16 protein-coding genes are annotated in these 19,853 nt (G+C 58.8%); 5 read left to right on the forward strand and 11 right to left on the reverse strand.

Annotated elements, in window-relative coordinates; genetic code table 11:
* Positions 1 to 17: 17 nt before the first annotated feature.
* Positions 18 to 1,091: a GGDEF domain-containing protein gene (locus AAE029_RS05860; protein ID WP_371071860.1), complete on the reverse strand. Its 1,074-nt coding sequence runs from the start codon at positions 1,089 to 1,091 to the stop codon at positions 18 to 20.
* Between the two features lie 393 nt (positions 1,092 to 1,484).
* On the opposite strand from AAE029_RS05860, the gene AAE029_RS05865 reads away from it, so the two are divergent.
* Positions 1,485 to 1,697, forward strand: coding sequence for a hypothetical protein (locus AAE029_RS05865; protein ID WP_371071861.1), 213 nt, complete (start codon positions 1,485 to 1,487; stop codon positions 1,695 to 1,697).
* 46 nt (positions 1,698 to 1,743) lie between these two features.
* Here AAE029_RS05865 and AAE029_RS05870 read toward each other — a convergent pair whose 3' ends face one another.
* The 9 genes from AAE029_RS05870 to fumC form a co-directional block, all read right to left on the reverse strand.
* Positions 1,744 to 3,351, reverse strand: a complete 1,608-nt coding sequence (locus AAE029_RS05870) for a fumarate hydratase (RefSeq protein WP_371071862.1) — start codon at positions 3,349 to 3,351, stop codon at positions 1,744 to 1,746.
* 108 nt (positions 3,352 to 3,459) lie between these two features.
* Entirely contained in the window at positions 3,460 to 5,295 is a 1,836-nt protein-coding gene (locus AAE029_RS05875; protein ID WP_371071863.1) for an ABC transporter ATP-binding protein, read from the reverse strand.
* Positions 5,292 to 6,098: a DUF1028 domain-containing protein gene (locus AAE029_RS05880; RefSeq protein ID WP_371071864.1), complete on the reverse strand. Its 807-nt coding sequence runs from the start codon at positions 6,096 to 6,098 to the stop codon at positions 5,292 to 5,294. Before AAE029_RS05880 ends, AAE029_RS05875 begins: the two co-directional genes overlap by 4 nt.
* Before the next feature lie 6 nt (positions 6,099 to 6,104).
* On the reverse strand, positions 6,105 to 7,892 hold the full coding sequence (locus AAE029_RS05885; RefSeq protein ID WP_371071865.1) for a gamma-glutamyltransferase family protein: 1,788 nt from the start codon (positions 7,890 to 7,892) through the stop codon (positions 6,105 to 6,107).
* A 30-nt stretch (positions 7,893 to 7,922) separates the two neighbouring features.
* Complete coding sequence (locus AAE029_RS05890) at positions 7,923 to 8,807, reverse strand: ABC transporter permease (protein WP_371071866.1); 885 nt, start codon at positions 8,805 to 8,807, stop codon at positions 7,923 to 7,925.
* Positions 8,804 to 9,751 (reverse strand): ABC transporter permease, encoded by a 948-nt coding sequence (locus AAE029_RS05895; RefSeq protein WP_371072110.1) that lies wholly within the window; start codon positions 9,749 to 9,751, stop codon positions 8,804 to 8,806. The genes AAE029_RS05890 and AAE029_RS05895 overlap by 4 nt, the downstream gene beginning before the upstream one ends.
* An 80-nt stretch (positions 9,752 to 9,831) precedes the next feature.
* On the reverse strand, positions 9,832 to 11,340 hold the full coding sequence (locus AAE029_RS05900; protein ID WP_371071867.1) for an ABC transporter substrate-binding protein: 1,509 nt from the start codon (positions 11,338 to 11,340) through the stop codon (positions 9,832 to 9,834).
* A gap of 83 nt (positions 11,341 to 11,423) precedes the next feature.
* Positions 11,424 to 12,155 (reverse strand): FadR/GntR family transcriptional regulator, encoded by a 732-nt coding sequence (locus tag AAE029_RS05905; protein ID WP_371071868.1) that lies wholly within the window; start codon positions 12,153 to 12,155, stop codon positions 11,424 to 11,426.
* Between the two features lie 192 nt (positions 12,156 to 12,347).
* Positions 12,348 to 13,739, reverse strand: a complete 1,392-nt coding sequence (fumC, locus tag AAE029_RS05910) for a class II fumarate hydratase (protein WP_371071869.1) — start codon at positions 13,737 to 13,739, stop codon at positions 12,348 to 12,350.
* A gap of 423 nt (positions 13,740 to 14,162) precedes the next feature.
* Here fumC and AAE029_RS05915 point away from each other — a divergent pair, with 423 nt between their 5' ends.
* Entirely contained in the window at positions 14,163 to 16,049 is a 1,887-nt protein-coding gene (locus AAE029_RS05915) for a murein L,D-transpeptidase (protein WP_371071870.1), read from the forward strand.
* A 50-nt stretch (positions 16,050 to 16,099) separates the two neighbouring features.
* Here AAE029_RS05915 and gph read toward each other — a convergent pair whose 3' ends face one another.
* Positions 16,100 to 16,810: a phosphoglycolate phosphatase gene (gph, locus tag AAE029_RS05920; protein WP_371071871.1), complete on the reverse strand. Its 711-nt coding sequence runs from the start codon at positions 16,808 to 16,810 to the stop codon at positions 16,100 to 16,102.
* A gap of 196 nt (positions 16,811 to 17,006) precedes the next feature.
* Between gph and rpiA the strand changes: the two genes are divergently transcribed.
* From rpiA to gor, 3 genes are all read left to right on the forward strand, one after another.
* The gene (rpiA, locus tag AAE029_RS05925) at positions 17,007 to 17,720 is read left to right on the forward strand and encodes a ribose-5-phosphate isomerase RpiA (protein ID WP_371071872.1); all 714 of its coding nucleotides are present in this window, start codon (positions 17,007 to 17,009) and stop codon (positions 17,718 to 17,720) included.
* Complete coding sequence (locus AAE029_RS05930) at positions 17,717 to 18,289, forward strand: DUF2059 domain-containing protein (RefSeq protein WP_371071873.1); 573 nt, start codon at positions 17,717 to 17,719, stop codon at positions 18,287 to 18,289. The genes rpiA and AAE029_RS05930 overlap by 4 nt, the downstream gene beginning before the upstream one ends.
* 112 nt (positions 18,290 to 18,401) lie before the next feature.
* Positions 18,402 to 19,787, forward strand: a complete 1,386-nt coding sequence (gor, locus tag AAE029_RS05935) for a glutathione-disulfide reductase (protein WP_371071874.1) — start codon at positions 18,402 to 18,404, stop codon at positions 19,785 to 19,787.
* Positions 19,788 to 19,853: the final 66 nt, after the last annotated feature.

The raw sequence follows: 19,853 nt of genomic DNA on the forward strand, positions 1-19,853 counted from the left end.
GCAGTAGGGCAAGATCTTTATGATTTGTAGATCAGCCAGTTCTTGGGCGCAAAATCCTTCTGCATGCCGTCCTGATATTCGACGGAGCAATTGCGCCCGGCATTCTTGGCGCAATAGAGGGCGATGTCCGTCTTGCTGTAAAGCTCGCCGGGATCTTGCGCGTTCGAGGCCATGCAGATGCCAACCGAGATCGTGACCGGGCCGTAGTTGACCCGGGTGCGGGAGTTCTTGAAGGGAGTGGCCTCGAGTGTGCGGCGGATGCGCTCGCAGATGCCCATGACTTCGTCACTTGTATTGCCCTCAATGATGAGAGCGAATTCCTCGCCGCCGGTGCGGGCGACAAAGACATCCTTGCGGACATTGGCACGAATGACGGAGGCCACGGTTGCGAGGATTTTGTCACCGACCGGATGGCCATAGGTATCGTTGATCTTCTTGAAATGATCGATGTCGGCCAGAACCAGAGCCGTAACCGGGCGGACGACAGGATTGTTGAAGATCGCGGCGAGACGATCGTCGAAGGCGCGTCGATTCGAAAGGCGCGTCAGCGAGTCGGTATTGGCGATGCGCTTATATTCGTCGAGTTCCTTGCGCACTTGATCCATTTCGTGCGAACGGAGGTTCATGTCCTCCACGGTCTTCTCGCCATGCGCCATCGTGTTGCCGGTCGCCTCCGTCAGGAGCGTGATAGCGCTCTGCAGAATATCGGCGCTGGCGCTGCTCTTCGAGCTGATGCGCTTGAAGGTTTCGCCGAGCAGCCTATTGTAGCTTTCGAGCGAGGTCTGTTCTTGCCGCAACACACGTAGCAATCCGTCGAGCTCGGCGATGATGCGGGAATGAGCGTCATCGAACAATCGGCTCGGATGGGGATGTGTGAAATACTGCGCACCGAGGGCGTCGAGATCCTGCTGCGTCGCATTGCTGCCGAGAGCGGCAAGCTCACGGGTGAGAGCCGGGTTCGATCCGATGTAGGCCTCGTAAAAGAGTTCGTAATTGCGGGGGATTGGGGCAACGCCCATGGAGCGCATGGCGTAGGTGATCTGGCCTGCCACATCGGGAACCTGCACCTTCGGTGCAACAGCCGTATTCATCCCGCGAACTCCCTGAAAGTTTTGGTAAAGAGACTTTTTATTGGTTAGCTTAAAATTCTTTGGAAATGATTAAAGATGCGCATACTAAAAATTACATATGAACTACTGTGCCACCATAAAGTTGTTGCATGATGTTGCTGATTTCATTAGTCAATCGGCCAAGTTCGAATTCTCCTCAGTCGTCTCGCCGTGGTTTTCTCAGCTCAAAAAATTTTAATCTGCTATCGCAGAGTGGGTCACTGTCTACAGAACATTGACGATCGGTCGCCAGAGTCTGGCCTTTCGATTGGGGCGGAAGGTGCCCATTCTTCAATCAGTAGTCATAAGACGTGGCGCGAACCACGAAAATCCGACGCAGGCCGCTCGGTCATGGTCAGTAAAAGGCATGAGATAATGAAAACATCTCATCATCTGTCACCTGCAATCTTCGCTGCCGCGATCGTCGCCGGCTCCGTTTTCATGTTGAACCACAACGGCTTCTTTGACCGCACGGAAATCCTCGCCAGCGTCAAGGCAGAGGATGTCCTGACCGCGAATGATCTTGGCGCAACGACGAAGGTTCCGGCGGCCGCGCTGGACGGCGATCAAACCTCTTCCATACATTAATACGGTCCCGGTCGAAAAAACTGTCCGACCGGAACGCTCTCAGAGCTCAGCCGAGATTGAGCTCCTGAAAGAAGTCGTTGCCCTTGTCGTCTATGACGATAAACGCGGGGAAATCTTCCACCTCGATCTTCCAGACGGCCTCCATCCCCAGTTCGGGATATTCCAGCACGTCCACCTTCTTGATGCAGTCCTGCGCAAGGCGGGCTGCAGGACCACCGATCGAGCCGAGATAGAAACCGCCGTGTTTTTTGCAGGCTTCGCGCACGGCACGAGAGCGGTTGCCCTTGGCAAGCATGACCATCGAACCACCAAAGGACTGGAACTGGTCGACATAACTGTCCATGCGGCCAGCCGTCGTCGGCCCGAAGGAACCTGAGGCATAACCTGCCGGCGTCTTGGCCGGCCCGGCGTAGTAGACCGGATGGTTCTTCATATAATCCGGCATGCCTTCGCCCCGTTCCAACCGCTCGCGAATCTTTGCGTGGGCGAGGTCGCGGGCGACGATGATGGTGCCGGTCAGCGAGAGGCGCGTCTTTACCGGATGCTTCGACAGTTCCGCCAGCACTTCGGCCATCGGCCGGTTGAGGTCGATGCGGACCATCGATTCGGAGAGCTTAGCCTCATCGATCTCCGGCATGTATTTCGAGGGATCCGTCTCGAGTTGCTCGATGAAGATGCCGTCGCGGGTGATCTTGCCCCTGGCCTGACGGTCGGCCGAACAGGAAACACCGAGACCGATCGGCAACGAGGCGCCGTGGCGGGGCAGGCGGATAACGCGCACGTCATGACAGAAATACTTGCCGCCGAACTGTGCACCGACGCCCATCTGCTGCGTCAGCGTGTGAATTTCCTTTTCCATTTCAATATCGCGGAAAGCGTGGCCGCTTTCCGACCCCTCAGTCGGCAGGTCATCGAGATAGCGCGTGGAAGCAAGCTTGACGGTCTTCAGGTTCATCTCGGCGGAAGTGCCGCCGATGACGACCGCGAGATGATAGGGGGGACAGGCGGCGGTCCCCAGCGTCAGGATCTTCTCCTTGAGGAAGTCGATCATGCGATCATGGGTCAGGAGCGAGGGCGTGCCCTGATAGAGAAAGGTCTTGTTGGCAGAGCCGCCCCCTTTGGCGACGAAGAGGAATTCGTAGGCGTCCGTGCCTTCCTCGTAGATGTCGATCTGGGCTGGCAGGTTGTTCCTGGTGTTCTTCTCTTCGAACATCCTGATCGGCGCTAGCTGCGAATAGCGCAGGTTCTTCTTCTCGTAGGCGTCCATGACGCCCTTGGCGAGCGCGGAATAATCGCCCCCTTCGGTCCAGACGCGTCGCCCCTTCTTGCCCATGATGATGGCCGTGCCCGTATCCTGGCACATGGGGAGCACGCCGCCTGCAGCGATATTGGCGTTCTTCAGAAGATCGTAGGCGACGAAGCGGTCATTCTCGGTTGCCTCCGGATCTTGAAGGATCGAGGCAAGCTGCTTCAGATGGCCGGGTCGCAGCAGATGGTTGATCTCGGCGAAGGCGGTCTCTGCAAGCAGGCGCATGCCCTCCGGTTCGACCGTCAGAACATCCTGTCCCTTGAAGGTATCGACCGAGACATAATCGCTCGTGATCTTACGGTAAGGGGTGTTGTCCTTGGCGAGGGGGAAGAGATCGTCAGCCATCGAATAGACCTTTTGTGCAGACCTGAAGGGAAGTCGCCCATGGTCTATTCGCGCAGCCAGCCAATTGCAATTGCTCTAAAACTTGCTGATTTTCCTCAAGAAAATGCCTCACGCCATGACAAGGTGGCCTTCCGACACCTGCCGGTAATTCCTCCTTTCCGGCGTGTAACCCAAGGGTCTGATAGGGCTTTTCAATTCATCGGCGGAAAGATTGCGCTTTATGCCGCGGCGGGTGGGATCGGGGACGGGGACGGCGGCCATCAACTTCTTTGTATAGGCATGCTGCGGGTTTTCGAAGACGGCGGCGCGCGGACCAATCTCGACGATTTCGCCAAGATACATGACCGCTACCCGATGGCTGACGCGTTCAACGACCGCCATGTCGTGCGAGATGAAGAGGAAAGCAAGGTTCAGGCTCTGCTGCAGATCCATGAGCAGATTACAGACCTGCGCCTTGATCGAGACGTCGAGGGCCGAGACGCTCTCGTCGGCGACAATGACCTTGGGATCGAGCGCGAGCGCGCGGGCGATGCAGATACGCTGGCGCTGTCCGCCGGAGAATTCATGCGGATAGCGTTTCATCATGTCGGCCTTCAGCCCGACGCGTTCGAGCAGGTCCGCAGCCTTGTCGCGTGCCTGCGCGCGCGTGCCAAGACCGTGTTCGATGAAAGGTTCGGCGACAGCCGCACCAATGGTCATGCGCGGATTGAGGCTGGCGAAGGGATCCTGGAAGATCATCTGGATACTGCGGCGCATATGGCGCAGGTTCATCGCGTCAAGGGTCATGACGTCATAGCCGTTAAGATTGACCGTACCGGCATAAGGCTGCACCAGACGGGTGATCGAACGACCGGTCGTGGACTTTCCGCAGCCGGATTCGCCAACGAGGGCAAGTGTTTCGCCCTGGAAAAGATCGAAGGAGACATCCTCCACCGCATGGATGGCGCCCTTCTTGCGGCCGAATATTCCGCCGCGGATGTCGAACCGGGTGACAAGGTTCTTCACCTCGAGGATCGGGGTCTTGTGGCGATCGACGGTTTCGGCGACTTCCACCGGTTCGCTACGCTCACCCGTCGCCGTATCGACGATCGGAAAACGCAGCGGCCATTTACGATCCGCCATCGAACCGAGACGCGGCACGGCGGAGAGCAGCGCACGCGTGTAGGGGTGCCTGCCGCGGTGGAAAATATCGTCCGTCTTGCCGGTCTCGACGGCCTCACCACGATACATGACGATGGTGCGGTCGGAAATTTCGGCAACCACACCCATGTCATGGGTGATGAAGAGAACGGACATGCCTTCCTCTTCCTGCAGCAGTTTGATGAGATCGAGAATTTGTCCCTGGATGGTGACATCGAGCGCTGTCGTCGGCTCGTCGGCGATCAGCAGTTTCGGGCGGCTGGCAAGGGCCATGGCGATCATGACGCGCTGGCGCATTCCCCCGGAAAACTGGTGCGGATATTCATCGAAGCGTGATGACGCATTCGGGATACGAACCTTCTCGAGCAGGCGGATGGTTTCCGCCTTGGCCTCGGCCTGGGAAATGTCGCCGTGGCAAGTGAGCGCTTCGGAGATCTGGCGGCCGATGGTGAAAATCGGGTTGAGGCTCGTCATCGGCTCCTGGAAGATCATCGCGGCGTCATTGCCGCGCACGCGGCGCATCTCCTTGTCGGAGAGCGACAGTATATCCTTGTCATTGAGAGTGATCTTTCCCTCGATCCGACTGGTCGCCTTCGCCAGAAGCCGCATGATGGAAAGGGAAGTCACGCTCTTGCCGGAGCCGGACTCCCCGACGATCGCAACCGTCTCGCCGGGCATGACATCGAAGGAGACATTCTTTACCACCGGCCGCCACTCGCCGTCGGCCAGGAAGGACGTCGTCAGATTGGAGACGGAGAGGACCGGGGCAATACCGGCTTTCGTCTCGAGGGCTGCGGTTGTCATGGTTCACCTTTATTGTCAGTTCGTGGTGCCGCGTCAGCAGCCGGTTCAGGAGGTTTCAAGGGGGTGGCAAAAGAGGGCGATGGCCGCCCTTCGGCGATCCGTGCCGCCTCCAATGCCGCGATCTTGCGGTCGATCTCGCTGCGGTCGATCATCCCGGTCGGGTTTTGCCGCGTCGGCATGACCTCTGCCACGTGCAGATAGCGCTCCTGAGCAACAGCATGGAGGCGGCCGAGTTCGGCCAGAGGATCGGGATGATCATCCGCGCGAACGCTCAGCCAGGGGTAGTCCTGATCGCGATAGATCACGAGGGCCGCCGACTGCTTGCCACGCTTGTCGCCACCCGCGTCCTCGCCGGCCCGCATGGCTTCGAGTAGCCTTTCGACCAGCGGTCTGTCGGCAAGCTTATTGAAGGTTGCGAGGGTCTCTGCGATCACCTGCGGACCAGCGAGCATGTTGCCCGCGACGGAAACATTCTCGTCAATCAAATGCCCGGCCCAGTCGATGCATCTGGCCCCAGTGAAAGCGGCATTGCGGCCGCTCGCATCGATCAGATGCAACTGCCGTTGATCGCACCCCTCATCGCGAAGAGTGAGCGTCCTAACGACCTCCTCGGGAGCGTGGCCGGCGGCCAGCAAGGACAGTCCGTCGGTTCCATAGAGAGGGCTTACAAAAGCCTGGGTCGCAACGGCGCCCACATTGCCGCGGATATGAGGCACAATGGCGCCGACCGCGAAAAAGCGGCTGGCGACGGCAATACCAAGATGGCCTGTCAGCGGATCGCGGGCAACGATCGACCAGGTCATTGGCGACTATCTCCCAACCGCATAGGCCTGCATCATCCGCGGCGTCGCGGCGGCCCGCATCAGGCCGTCGGCTTCACGTTTTGCAGCGGTCAGGCGGCCGACCGTCCATGGATCCGCGACGGTCAGCTTGTGACCCTTCTTGCGCAACGCGTCGAGCACCTCAGGGCTGAAATTCGCTTCCGCGGTAATGCCACCCGGCTCACGGGTGCGCGGATAGAAGGAGCTCGGGAAGTGCGAGGTGTGGAATAGCGGCTGGTCGATCGCTTCCTGGAGGTTCAGGCCGTAATGGGCGTAGCGCAGAAAGAAGGCAAGCTGCCACTGATCCTGCTGGTCGCCGCCGGGCGTGCCGAAGGCGAGCGTCGGGCGGCCTTCATAGAGCCCAAGAGAAGGTGTCAGCGTCGTGCGCGGACGTTTGCCCGGGGCGAGCGACGAGGGCAGGCCGGGCTTCAACCAGAACATCTGGGCACGCGAATTGAGGCAGAAGCCGATCCCCGGCACAATCGGGGACGATTGCAGCCAGCCGCCGGATGGCGTGACGGACACTATATTGCCCTCGCGGTCGATGACGTCGATATGCACCGTGTCACCGCGCTTTTCCGTCAGATGCGCCATGGTCGGCTCGTAGACCGCGCCGGTCTTGGCATCGGGTCTTTCGAGCATCTCCATGGTCAGATCGTATTGGCTTTCAAGATCTGGCAACCTGCCGGGGCGCAGCTCCAGCGACGCTTCCGAGCCGATGAGCTTGCGGCGCTCGGCGGCATAAGTGTCCGACAGCAGGTATTCCATCGGCACATTGGTGAAGTTCGGGTCGCCGTAATAAACCTCGCGGTCGGCATAGGCGAGCTTCATCGCTTCGGTGACGGTGTGGACGAATTCGGCACCGGCGGGATCCATTGCGCCGATGTCGAAGCCTTTCAGCAATGAAAGAGATTGCAGGAGTACCGGGCCTTGGCCCCAGGGCTTCTGCTTTGCAATCGTCCAGCCGTGATAATCATAGGTCTGCGGCTCTTCGATCGTGGCCGACCAGTTCGCCATGTCGTCAGCGGTCAGCACGCCCTTGTGGCGGTTGCCGCTTGCATCCATGACCTCGGCTACGCGCAAATAAGCATCCATCGCTTCGGCGACGAAGCCGCGGTAGAAGGCGTCGCGGGCCGCCTCGATCTGCGCCTCGCGGCCGGCTTTGCTCTCGGCTTCCGCGACGATGCGCTTCCATGTCTCGGCAAGAACCGGGTTCTTGAAGTTCGACAGCGGTTCCGGAGCTGAGCCGCCCGGCAGCCAGGTCTCAAAGGACGTCGGCCATTCCTTGCGGAAGAATTCGCCGAGGTCCTTGATGGTCGCCGAGACGCGCGGCAGGACGGGATGGCCGTGTTCGGCATAGTAGATTGCGGGTTCCAGCACATCGCGAACAGTCAGCCTGCCGTAGTCGCGCAGCATCAGCATCCAGCCGTCGAAGGCACCAGGAATGACGGTCGAAAGCAGGCCGTCACCGGGAATGAGGGAGAGCCCTTCGCGCGTGTAATGTTCAATCGTGGCGCCCGCGGGAGCGGGCCCCTGCGCGCAGATGACCTCGACCTTGTCTTTCTTCTTCGAATAGATCACTGCCGGCAGATCGCCGCCCGGCCCACAAAGATGCGGTTCGACGATCTGGAGCACGAAACCGGTCGCGACGGCAGCGTCGAAAGCGTTGCCGCCCTTTTCAAGGATGCTCATGCCCACCGAGGAGGCGATCCAGTGGGTCGAGGCGACGACGCCGAAGGTGCCGAGAATTTCGGGACGGGTCGTAAATGCAGCCATTTGAGAATTCCTTTCGACTTTACTTGATGCTCATGCCTCGCGCGGATCGAGCGCATCGCGCAGTCCGTCGCCGAGAAGATTGAAACCGATGACAACGAGAAAGATCGCCGCACCAGGCCACATGGCCATCCAGGGCGCCTGGCTCAGGAAGTTCTTGGCCACATTCAGCATGGAGCCCCAGCTTGGCGCTGGCGGCTGCTGACCGAGACCCAGGAAGGAGAGGCTTGCCTCGGCTATGATCGCGGTCGCGATCGTGAGAGTTGCCTGTACGAGGATCGGAGCGAAGACATTGGGCAGGATGTAGCGAGTGATGATGCTGGAATGACGAAGACCAATCGAGCGAGCACCCTCGACATATTCCTCGGTCTTGACCGCGAGTACCTGCCCACGTGTCAACCGGACGAAGACCGGCATGGCCGAAAGACCGATGGCGATCATGGCGTTGGTGAGGCTCGGCCCGAGGAAGGCGGCCAACGCGATCGCGGTAATGAGGAAGGGCATCGCGAGGAAAGCCTCGGTGATACGGGAGATGATCTGATCGATCCAACCACCGTAATAGCCTGAGACAAGACCGAAGGGCACGCCGATCAAAACGGCGATTGCGACCGAAAAAACGCCGGCCATCAGCGATGCCTGTGCGCCCCAGATCATGCGCGAGAGGATATCGCGGCCGATATCGTCCGTGCCGAGCCAGTGGGCAGCAGACGGCGCCTTGCGGATTGCCGACCAGCTCGTCGCCGTTGGATCAGGGATCGGGAGCAAAGGGGCCAGGATGGCGAGGAGCGTGAAGAAGACGATGATGGCAAGGCCGACGAGGGCGCCCTTGTTGGCCCTCAGCTTGCGCCATGCACGGTTCGGCGCGCGGCGTTCGGTCGCTGCCGGCATGGCGGCGGTCTGTTCGATTGCGGCGGTCATAGGGCGGCCCTCATGCGCGGGTTGAGCAGAACATAGAGCACGTCGGCGACCAGGTTCATCAAGATGAAGCCGACGGCGGTGCAGAGCACGACACCTTGCACCACGGCATAGTCGCGATTGAAGACGGCATCGACGATGAGCTTGCCGAAGCCAGGAATTGTAAAGATCTGCTCGGTCAGGACGGCGCCGGCCAACAGTTCGCCGAAGAGCAAGGCGCTCAGCGTGACGATCGGCAGCACTGCGTTGCGGAAGGTATGCGAGAGAATGACCGACCCTTCCGAGAGCCCTTTGGCGCGGGCGGTGCGGATGTAGTCCTGGCTGAGCACGGTCAGCATGGAGGAGCGCGTGTGCCGCATCAGCGTCGCCGCAAGCGCGTTGCCGAGCACGAAGGATGGCATGAGCATTGTCTCGATGGAGCGCAAGGGATTGCTGAAGAACGGCTCGTAGCCTGAGGCAGGAAGCCAGCCGAGATTTACCGAGACCAGAAGGATCAGCATGATGCCGAGCCAGAAGTTCGGGATCGACAGACCGGACAGCGCAATCAGATTGGCGACGTAATCGATGACCGTGTTCTTCTTGACCGCCGCAAGAATACCCATCGGCACGCCGATCACGAAGGCGAAGATCATCGACATGATGGCGAGCTGGATCGTGACGGGCAGCTTTTCAGCGACAAGCTCGAGCACGGGCTGATTGGTGCGCAGCGAGATGCCGAGATCGCCCTTGAGCACGGAGCCCAGCCAATAGGCGTACTGATAGGGCACGGGATCATTCAGGCGGTATTTCTCGCGCAGGAACTCGATCACTTGGGGATCGCGTTCCTCGCCGGCCATGGCAAGGATCGGATCACCCGGCAGAAGCTTCTGCAGCGAAAAGACGAAGACCGAGATAATCAGTATCGTCGGTATGGCGACCAGCAGCCTTTTTCCGATGTAGGTGTACATAGCGATCCCGTAGTCCATTCGGACATCATTGCAGCCCATACGGGACCGGAGGCGTCCCGTATGGGCGTTTCATCTTACCATCAGCCGTTCTTCTTGACGCCGACCAGTCGGATCATGCCATCAGGAGAGGGGACAAAACCGGTGATCTTTTTGTTGAGCGCCCAGATCCATGCCTGATGGCCGAGATAAATGATCGGCAAATCGTCGTTCAGGATGGCCGCGGCAGCGTCATACTTCTGCTTGCGCACGGCCTCATCCGGAGACTGGCGCGCTTCGTTGAGCAGCTTGTCCACTTCCGGATTGCAATACTTGCTGTCATTGAGGCCCGCGTTACAGGTTACGAACTGCTGGATGTTGCCGTCCGGATCAACGCGGCCGGACCAGTCAGAACGGCTAAGCTGATAGTTGCCAGCCGTCTGCTCGTTGAGAAGCGTCGCAAATTCGGTTGCCTTGAGGGTAAGGTCGAAGCCTGCTTCGGCGACCATCGATTGAACAATCTGCATCATCTGCATCGCGACCGGATTGTTCGGAACCTGCATCTCGACCGGGATACGATCGAAACCGGCTTCCTTGATCAGCGCCTTGGCCGTGTCGAGGTCTCGAGCAGGGACCGGAATGTTCTTGTCGAACCACGGGCTGCTGGGCGGGAAGGGCTGATTTCCGGCAACGGCCGTGCCTTCATAGACGATCTGGTTTAGTGCATCACGATCGATTGCGAGAGAAAAGGCCTGACGAAGGCGCTTGTCCTTGCCCATCGGATTGTCTGCACGCGGACCGTTGCCGATATTGGCGTAAACGCCCAGCCAGCCGGTGCTGATCGCATCCGCATAGGTGAGGTTCGCATCCGATTTTACCGCCTGCGCGTCAGTTGCCGCCAGACGCTCGATCATGTCGAGATCACCGGATCGCAGGTTGGCAAGGCGCACCGTCGTGTCCGGGATCGGCATGTAGGTAACCTTGTCAATGAAGATGTTGTCCTTGTTCCAGTAATCCTGGAACTTCTCCAGCACGATACGGTCCTGCTGCACCCGCTCGACGAACTTGAACGGACCTGCGCAGACGGGGTGGTCACCGAACTTGGCACCCATTTCCTTGGCCGCCTTGGGCGAAACGATCATGCCGGCGCGGTCGGAAAGCTGCGCAAGGAGCGTGACATCCGGGCTCTTCAGGGTGAATTTGACTTCATAGTCGCCGGTCGCCTCGATCTTCGAAACGGAGGTCAGCTCGCTCTTGCGGCGGGACTCCGGCATGTTGATGTTGCGTTCGATGGTGGCGACGACTGCTTCGGCATTGAACGGCGTCTCGTCATGAAATTTCACGCCTTCGCGGAGCTTCATGGTGAGTTCCTTGCCGTCGTCGGACCATTTCCATCCCGTCGCAAGCTGCGGAACGATCTTGAGGTCTGGCGTGACGTCGACCAGTTTGTCGCACAGCGCCGTGTAGACGATGCGACCGACGAAGGTCCGCGATTGCGCCGGATCGAGCACATCGGCATCATCCTGCAGACCGATCTTCAGCTCGACGGCGAAGGCCGGAACGGCCATCAGCGCCCCAGCCATCAGCGTTGTCAGAAATTTGGCAGTTTTCATTTTCTTATGTTCTCCTCTGGATATTTTTAGAGTTCAAAACGGTACTGCGCTGTCAGCCCTTGCCACGTTGGATGGGGGACCGTTCAGATAAATTCAGGGGCTTGTCCTTCCTCCTGATGGTCGAGCGAAGTCACCCGGATCAGGCTCTCCTGTAGCGTGAGCAGATGCCGGCGCATCGCCTCTCCGGCCGTGGCCGGATCGCGGGCGGCGATCGCGTCGACGATGGCGGTATGCTGGGCGAAGGTGACGGACTTCGTCCTGCTTGCGCTGCGCGCTCTCTCGCGGATTGTTTGCCAGGCGTCGTCCTGTCGCACTCGATTGATGACGTCGAAAATGGTCAGGAAGAGATGATTTCCCGCACATTGGGCGATCTGGCGGTGCAGAGCGCCATCCCATAGTTCCTTGGCGTCCGCATCCGTGCTTTCGTAGATCTTTCCAATGAGTTCATACATGCGCTTAACATCGGCAGGTTTCGCTCGCATGGCGGCAAGTTGTGCAAGTTGCGGCTCGATGCGCAGACGCACTTCCATGACTTCCATGAAATCGGTCCCGGCGACGATGGAATCCACGTGGTCCGCCCATTGGTCTGGACGCTGACCGGCATAGGTGCCTGAGCCCTGACGGCGCCAAATGAGACCTTCCGCTTCCAGTACCTCGAGCGAGCGACGAATCGCCCTGCGGCTGACGCCGAACATCTCCGACAGAGCCCGCTCGGTCGGCAGCTTACCATCCGGTTCAAGCCCGCCCGAACGCAGCAAGCCGCGCAGCTTCTCCAGCGCGTAGATGGAATTCTGCTGAGTGATGTCAGTTGTCATGCCGTTAAAATGGTCCGAACCAATTTCCGATTGGTTCAATGCAACGGCAAATCCATCGCTCGGTCAAGCTCTTTTTTGTGCATATTTTGCATTGCACAATAATTGCGCAAAACGTACGCAACTGCGTAAAAAAAGACCCGCTCACAACGGCCATGTGAGCGGGTCTTGAGCAGTTCGGAAAGTGCTGGCGGTTTACTTCGGCCCGATCATCGTCTCCGGACGAACAATCGCGTCATATTCTTCGGCCGAGACGAGACCGCTCGCGAGCGCCTCTTCCTTCAGGGTCGTACCGTTCTTATGCGCTGTCTTGGCGATCTTGGCCGCGGCGTCGTAGCCGATCTTCGGCGCCAGCGCAGTGACAAGCATCAGCGAACGCTCCAGCCCGACCTTGATATTGTCTTCGCGCGCCTCGATCCCGGTGACGCAATTGTCAGTGAAGGAGACTGCAGCATCACCCAGCAGCTGGACCGACTGCAGGAAGCTATAGGCCATTATCGGATTGTAGACGTTGAGTTCGAAGTGCCCCTGGCTGCCGGCGAATGTCAAGGCGGCGTGATTGCCGAAGACTTGGACGCAGACCTGCGTCAGAGCTTCGCATTGGGTCGGATTGACCTTCCCGGGCATGATCGAGGAGCCGGGCTCGTTTTCCGGGAGCGCCAGTTCGCCGAGACCGGAGCGGGGCCCGGAACCAAGCAGGCGAATATCGTTGGCGATCTTGAAAAGCGCGGCAGCGGCGGCGTTGATGGCGCCATGGCTGAAGACCATGGAGTCATGGGCGGCGAGCGCCTCAAACTTGTTCGGCGCGGTCACGAAGGGCAGGCCGGTGATCTTTGCGATTTCATCGGCAACCTTCTCGGCAAAACCGACCGGTGCATTAAGACCGGTGCCGACGGCCGTGCCTCCTTGGGCGAGTTCGCATAGGCCCGGCAGCGTCATCTCTATGCGCTTGATGGCAGAGGCGACCTGCGCGGCATAGCCGGAAAATTCCTGGCCCAGCGTCAGTGGCGTTGCATCCTGCGTATGGGTACGGCCGATCTTGATGATGTGATCGAACTCTTTCACCTTCTTTTCGAGCGCAGCATGAAGATGCTTCAGCGCCGGCAGGAGATGATGAACGATCTGCTCGGCAGAGGCGATGTGCATCGCCGTCGGATAGGTGTCGTTCGACGACTGGCTCATATTGACATGGTCGTTCGGATGGACGGGCTTCTTCGACCCCATGACGCCGCCAAGCATTTCAATTGCCCGGTTGGAGATAACTTCGTTGGCGTTCATGTTGGACTGGGTGCCGGAGCCGGTCTGCCAGACGACGAGGGGGAAGTGGTCGTTAAGCTTGCCGTCGATCACCTCCTGCGCCGCCTCGACGATCACCTTGCCGAGGGCAGGATCCAGCTGGCCGAGCTCCATATTGGCGCGAGCGGCCGCCTGCTTGACAATTCCGAGCGCGCGCACGATCGACAGGGGCTGTTTTTCCCAACCTATCTTGAAATTGCCGAGTGAGCGTTGCGCCTGGGCACCCCAATAGCGATCGCTCGCCACCTCGATGGGGCCAAACGTATCGGTTTCCGTGCGTGTAGAGGTCATGTTTGCGTGCCTTCCTTTGAAAATGCTTCGAGCAGATCGGCTCCACGAAAGATGGCGCTTTATAGGTCCGATCGCCACACAAGAAAACAGGTTGAACAGCAAAAATCATGAGGCGCCAAATCAGGATTTACGACCTTCCACAGCCCTGCGTGCCCTTTATGACACGCTGGCGATATATTCGATCGGATGTGCTTTTTCGCACTCACCTCGAGACGGAAAAATCGGTAAAAAATTAACTAATAATTTCATAATTTTGTGTGAACTGGAACACGGACCGGCCGTTCCGCTTTGTAACATAAGTTGACATGAGCGGCTCTGGCGGGCCGGGCCGTTTTCTTTCAGTAACCGGCCGATGCGATAGCGTCGTGCGAAATGGAATGGGCCTGCCGAAGGCAACCGCATGTTACGGGGATGTGACTAAGTATGAGTTTTCTGACAAAAAGCGCCGTTTCGGCGCTCGCTCTTTCTTGCAGCATAGCGATGATCGGCGCCAAGCCGGCCAACGCCTATACGCTGATGGATTTGTTTCGCGGCCATCGTGAACGGACGCAGAGCACGATCATTGATCCCGGCGGTTCCGCGTTGCAAAGAATGGCTCCGCAGAGGCCCAGCCCGCTGCCGAAAGTCACCGGACCGACCTATTATACCTACAAGCCGGATCCTCTTCGTTATGTTGATACGGGAAGATTTGCCGATACGATCGTAACGGGTGCAGTCGTGGATGCGTCCTCAGTGCCACAGGCCGACATTGCTGCAAGCCAGAACATGCAGCGGCGCTTCCTCATCGACGCCAAGGTGAAGGCGAATAGCGACGTCGCAAAAGTGCTCGAGAGCTATTATAGCGACAACACCCGCCCACTTGTCTGGATCTCAGGAAATGACGTAAACGACCGCGCAAGGGCGGCGCTCGATGTTCTGAAGGATGTCGGCACAGTAGGGCTCGACCCGACCGACTACGCAGTCGAGCTTCCGACCGTCGATCCGTCCAATCCCGATCCGACGCTCCGCGAGCGCGCCCTGATGCAGTTCGAGCTCGAGCTCTCCGCAAAGGTGCTCACCTATGTTCAGGATACGGTACGCGGAAGGATCGACCCCAACAGGATTTCCGGCTACCACGACTTCACGCGTAAGACCGTTAATCTCGCCCCGGTCCTCAAGCTGATCACCTCAAGTCCTGATGTAGCCGCCTATCTGAATAGCCGTAGCCCGAACGGCCCGCAATTCCAGGCGCTCAAGGCCGAGCTCGCCAAGCTGAAGGCGGAAGATGCGAGCGATGAGGGCGCCGTGAGCATCATGCTCGACGGTCTCATCAAACCCGGCGACAGTTCGCCGCAGCTGGCGGATATCATCAAGGCGATAGACAAACATGGCTCGAAGGCGCTCAAGACCGAGCAGGCCGTGACGCTCGCAAGCTACCGGAACACCCCGGAATATACGCCTGATCTTGTCGCGCTCGTGGAAGGTTTCCAGAGGGAAAAGGGCTTGACGTCGGATGGTGTGATCGGACAGGCGACCATCCGCGCCATGACGGAAGAAAGCAATGCGGCCAAGATCGACAAGCTCATAATCGCGATGGAGCAGTCTCGCTGGTTGCCGGCGGATCTCGGCTCGCGCTATGTCTTCATCAATCAACCCGCCTACATGGTCTACTACTACAACGATAACCAGCAACAGCTGGCGATGCGTGCAGTGGTCGGGCAGAAGACCAATCAGACCTATTTCTTTCAGGATCAGATTGAGACGGTGGAATTCAATCCGTTCTGGGGCGTGCCCCAGTCGATCATCATCAACGAGATGCTGCCCAAGCTGCGCCAGGATCCGGGCTATCTCGATCGGATGGGATATCAGGTCGCGGTCAACGGTCAGCCTGTCTCCTCATCGAGCGTCAACTGGTACAGCTCCACGAACGCAATCTCGGTCCGCCAGCCACCAAGCAGCGACAATGCGCTCGGCGAGCTGAAGATCCTCTTTCCGAACTCGCATGCCATCTACATGCATGACACGCCTTCAAAGAGCTTCTTCAAAAAGGATATGCGGGCGCTCAGCCACGGCTGCGTCCGGCTTGCCGATCCGCGCGCGATGGCTGCAGCCGTTCTCAATACGACCGTGAGTGATATCGCCAAGCAGATCGCGACCGGAAAGAACCATGCGGTCCAGGTGCCGCAGAAGATCCCGGTTTACGTCTCCTATTTCACCGCCTGGCCGAACAAGGACGGAGTCGTCGAATATTTCGACGACGTCTACGGTCGTGACGCCTATATGGACAAGGCTTTCGACGCCACGGCGAAGTCCCGCACGGCGGAAATTTGATCCGGAGATCAGCATGGAAAAGGCGGCCGAGGGGCCGCCTTTTCTTTTGATCATGCGATCGATTGGCTACGTGTTGTCTGCCCACCCGCCAAAAGGTTCTCGATTAAAGCAGGCCTCAGCTCGTCAAAATGCGCAATCATTGCGTCCGGACCCAATGTCGCGACCGGGACATCCGAGTAACCGAAGGGAACGGCAATCGACGGAATTCCGGCATTTCTTGCGACGAGAATGTCATTGATGCTGTCGCCAACCATGACGCTGCGCTGCAGCTCGCCACCGGCGCGCTCAACCGTGCCGACGAGGTGTCGGGCATCGGGTTTGCGCACCGGAAAGCTATCTCCGCCCGTAATGGCATCGAAATAGTGCATCAGGCCGAGATGTCGGATCAGCGGCAAGGCGAGCGACTCGAGTTTGTTCGTGCAGACGGCGAGCTTGAAGCCGTCGGCCTTGAGGGCGTCCATCGCCTCGACCAGCCCTGGATAGGGCCTGCTGTCGCCGGGCATCGTTTCGGTGTAGAAGGCGACGAAACGTTCAAGCAGTGGTTCCAGGCTCTGCGGTTCCAAGGAATAGCCGCGGAGCTTACAGGCGCGCTCAATCATAGCCTTCGCACCGTGTCCGACCAGGTGGGTAAGGTCAGAATAGCCTACAGGCGGCAGGTCAAGTGCTGCGATCGTGTGATTGAGACTGGCGACGAGATCGGGAGCGGTATCGATCAACGTTCCGTCGAGATCAAAAATGACAAGAGCGGGAGCAGGGGTCAAAGAATAAGCCTCGGTGATCCGGGAAATAAGCCTCTCCGAAGTAGGAGATTGCCCGCAGAAAAGCAACGGCGGGGACCGGTTCCAAATGCCTTCACGCCATTTTGCTTTTCATTTCAGCCCCGTTATTTTGGCTTTCGTTTGCAATGAAGGCCGTGTAAACAGCACTCGAATGAAACAGACGGGGAGCACGCGGCGCATGGACGCCCGGCAAATGAAGATCAAGGCTGCCGAGGCGGCTCTGGCGTATGTCGAGAACGGAATGCGCCTCGGCATCGGAACCGGCAGTACGGCGGAAGAATTCGTGCGCATGCTGGCCGAAAAATGCGCCGCAGGGCTGAGGGTGGAAGGTGTGCCGACTTCCGAGCGCACGGCAAGGCTCTGCGTCGAGCTTGGTGTTCCGCTGAAGTCCCTGGATGAACTTCCCGAACTCGACATCACGATCGACGGCGCCGATGAAGTCGATGGACACCTGCGTCTTATCAAGGGTGGTGGCGGCGCGCTGCTTCGGGAGAAGATCGTCGCATCCGCCTCGGCCCGTATGATCGTCATCGCCGACGAGAGCAAGCTGGTCGATGTTCTCGGCGCTTTCGCCCTGCCGATCGAGGTCAATCCCTTCGGACTTTCAGCGACACGGCTTGCAATCGATAAAGCCGCATCCCGCCTCGGCCTCAGCGGTGAATTGAAGCTGCGCCAATCCGGTGACGGCGAATTTACCACGGATGGCGGCCACTACATCATCGATGCATCTTTTGGCCGCATTCCTGATGCAGAGGCGCTGTCGACGGAATTGAATTCCATACCCGGTGTCGTCGAACACGGGCTTTTCTTAAATATGGCGACGCTTGCGATCATTGCCGGTCCGGCAGGCGTGCGCACGCTTCAGGCAGACAATAAACAGGAGCAATCATGATGAAACTTGCGGGTCTTGGCCGTTTTGCCGCTGCGGCCATTGTTCTTTCGGGCGTTGTGCTCGGCTCTTCCGCAAGCGCGCAGGAGGTTACCGAGGAGCAGCTCAAGGCAGCACGTGCTGCAATCAATGCTCTCGGTGTCACCAACCAGTTCGACAACATCCTTCCTAACCTGGCGGAGCGGCTGAAGAGCGGGCTTATTCAGGATTCGCCGAATTACCAGGATGTCATCATCTCCACCGTCGATGACCAGGCACTGGCTCTCGCTTCACGTCGGGCCGATCTCGAGCGCGAAGCCGCGACTACCTATGCCAAGACCTTTACCGTCGAGGAGTTGAACGCCATTGCCCAGTTCTACACCTCTCCCACCGGCAAGAAGCTTCTTCAGGATGGTCCGATCGCATCGCGGGAACTGCTGAAGGCGGCCGATATCTGGGCCTCCGGTATCTCGCGCGATCTTGCCAACCAGAGCAACGCTGCGCTCGCCAAGATCATCAAGGTTCCAGCGCAACCAGCCGCCGGTGATGCGGCGGCCAATCCGCCTCAGCAACAGCAGCAGCAGAAGAAGTAAGCTAGCTTCACCCATACCAAAAGCCCGGTCGTTCCGGGCTTTTGTTTTTGTCACGCCATGCATATATGCATGCGCGCTTCTTCGCATGTTTTGCTGCTTAAGGAGTTTTTCGATGCCTTCCTTCGACTATGATCTTTTTGTTATCGGCGGTGGTTCCGGCGGTGTGCGCGCCGCGCGCGTGGCAGCGTCGCTGGGCAAAAAGGTCGGGATCGCCGAGGAATATCGTTATGGCGGCACCTGCGTGATCCGCGGTTGCGTGCCGAAGAAGCTGTTTGTCTATGCATCACAGTATCATGAGCATTTTGAAGATGCTGCCGGCTTCGGCTGGACGGTCGGCGAAAGCACGTTCGAGTGGAAGAAGCTGATTGCAGCCAAGGACAAGGAAATCGAACGGCTCGAGGGACTCTATCGCAAAGGCCTTTCCAATGCCGGGGCAGAGACGTTTGACACGCGCGCCGAACTGGTCGACGCTCACACGATCCGGCTGCTCAGGAACGACAGGATCGTGACCGCCGAGACGATCGTGATCGCGACCGGCGGAGCGCCAAATCCGCACAACGCATTGCCGGGCCACGAACTCTGCATTTCCTCCAACGAGGCATTCCATCTCGAGGAACTGCCGAAATCGATCCTGATTGCCGGCGGCGGTTATATTGCCGTCGAATTCGCCAACATCTTCCATGGTCTCGGGGTGGAAACGACACTCATCTACCGCGGCGCAGAAATCCTGTCGCGCTTCGATCACGACCTTCGGCGCGGACTGCATGAGGCGATGGAGGCAAAGGGCATCCGCGTCCTCTGCCATGATATCATCGAGGAAGTCACCAGGACCGAAGACGGTCTCAAGGCTCGGACCAAGAACAACAAAGTCCTGCACGTCGGGCAGATCATGCTGGCGCTCGGACGTGATCCGAACACGAAAAACCTTGGGCTGGAAGCGGCGGGTGTCGCGCTCGATGAACGCGGCGCCATTGTCGTCGACGAATACTCGCGCACAAACGTCGCCAACATCTATGCGCTCGGCGACGTTACCGACCGGGTACAACTGACGCCGGTCGCCATTCACGAAGCCATGTGCTTCATCGAAACGGTCTACAAAAACAATCCGACGAAGCCTGATCACGATCTCATCCCGACAGCGGTCTTCTCTCAGCCGGAAATCGGCACCGTCGGCCTCAGCGAAGAGGAGGCCGCCAAGCGCTACGATACGGTTGAAGTCTACCGGGCCCAGTTCCGCCCGATGAAGGCCACACTTTCCGGCCGCGCCGAAAAGATGATGATGAAGATCCTGGTCAATGCTGAAGATCGCAAGGTGGTGGGCGTGCATGTCCTCGGCCATGACGCAGGCGAGATGGCGCAGATTCTCGGCATCACCTTGAAGGCAGGCTGCACCAAGGACGATTTCGACAGGACAATGGCGCTGCATCCAACGGCGGCGGAAGAGCTGGTGACGATGTATTCGCCAAGCTATCGCATCCGCAACGGCGAGCGCGTCTGAGCGATCTGAAATCAAGGGCCTGACCCCGCTGAACGGGGTCGAAAACGTCGTCATGCAAAAGACCTG

The sequence above is a fragment of the Sinorhizobium sp. CB7 genome, from assembly GCF_041357635.1.
GTDB lineage: Bacteria > Pseudomonadota > Alphaproteobacteria > Rhizobiales > Rhizobiaceae > Rhizobium.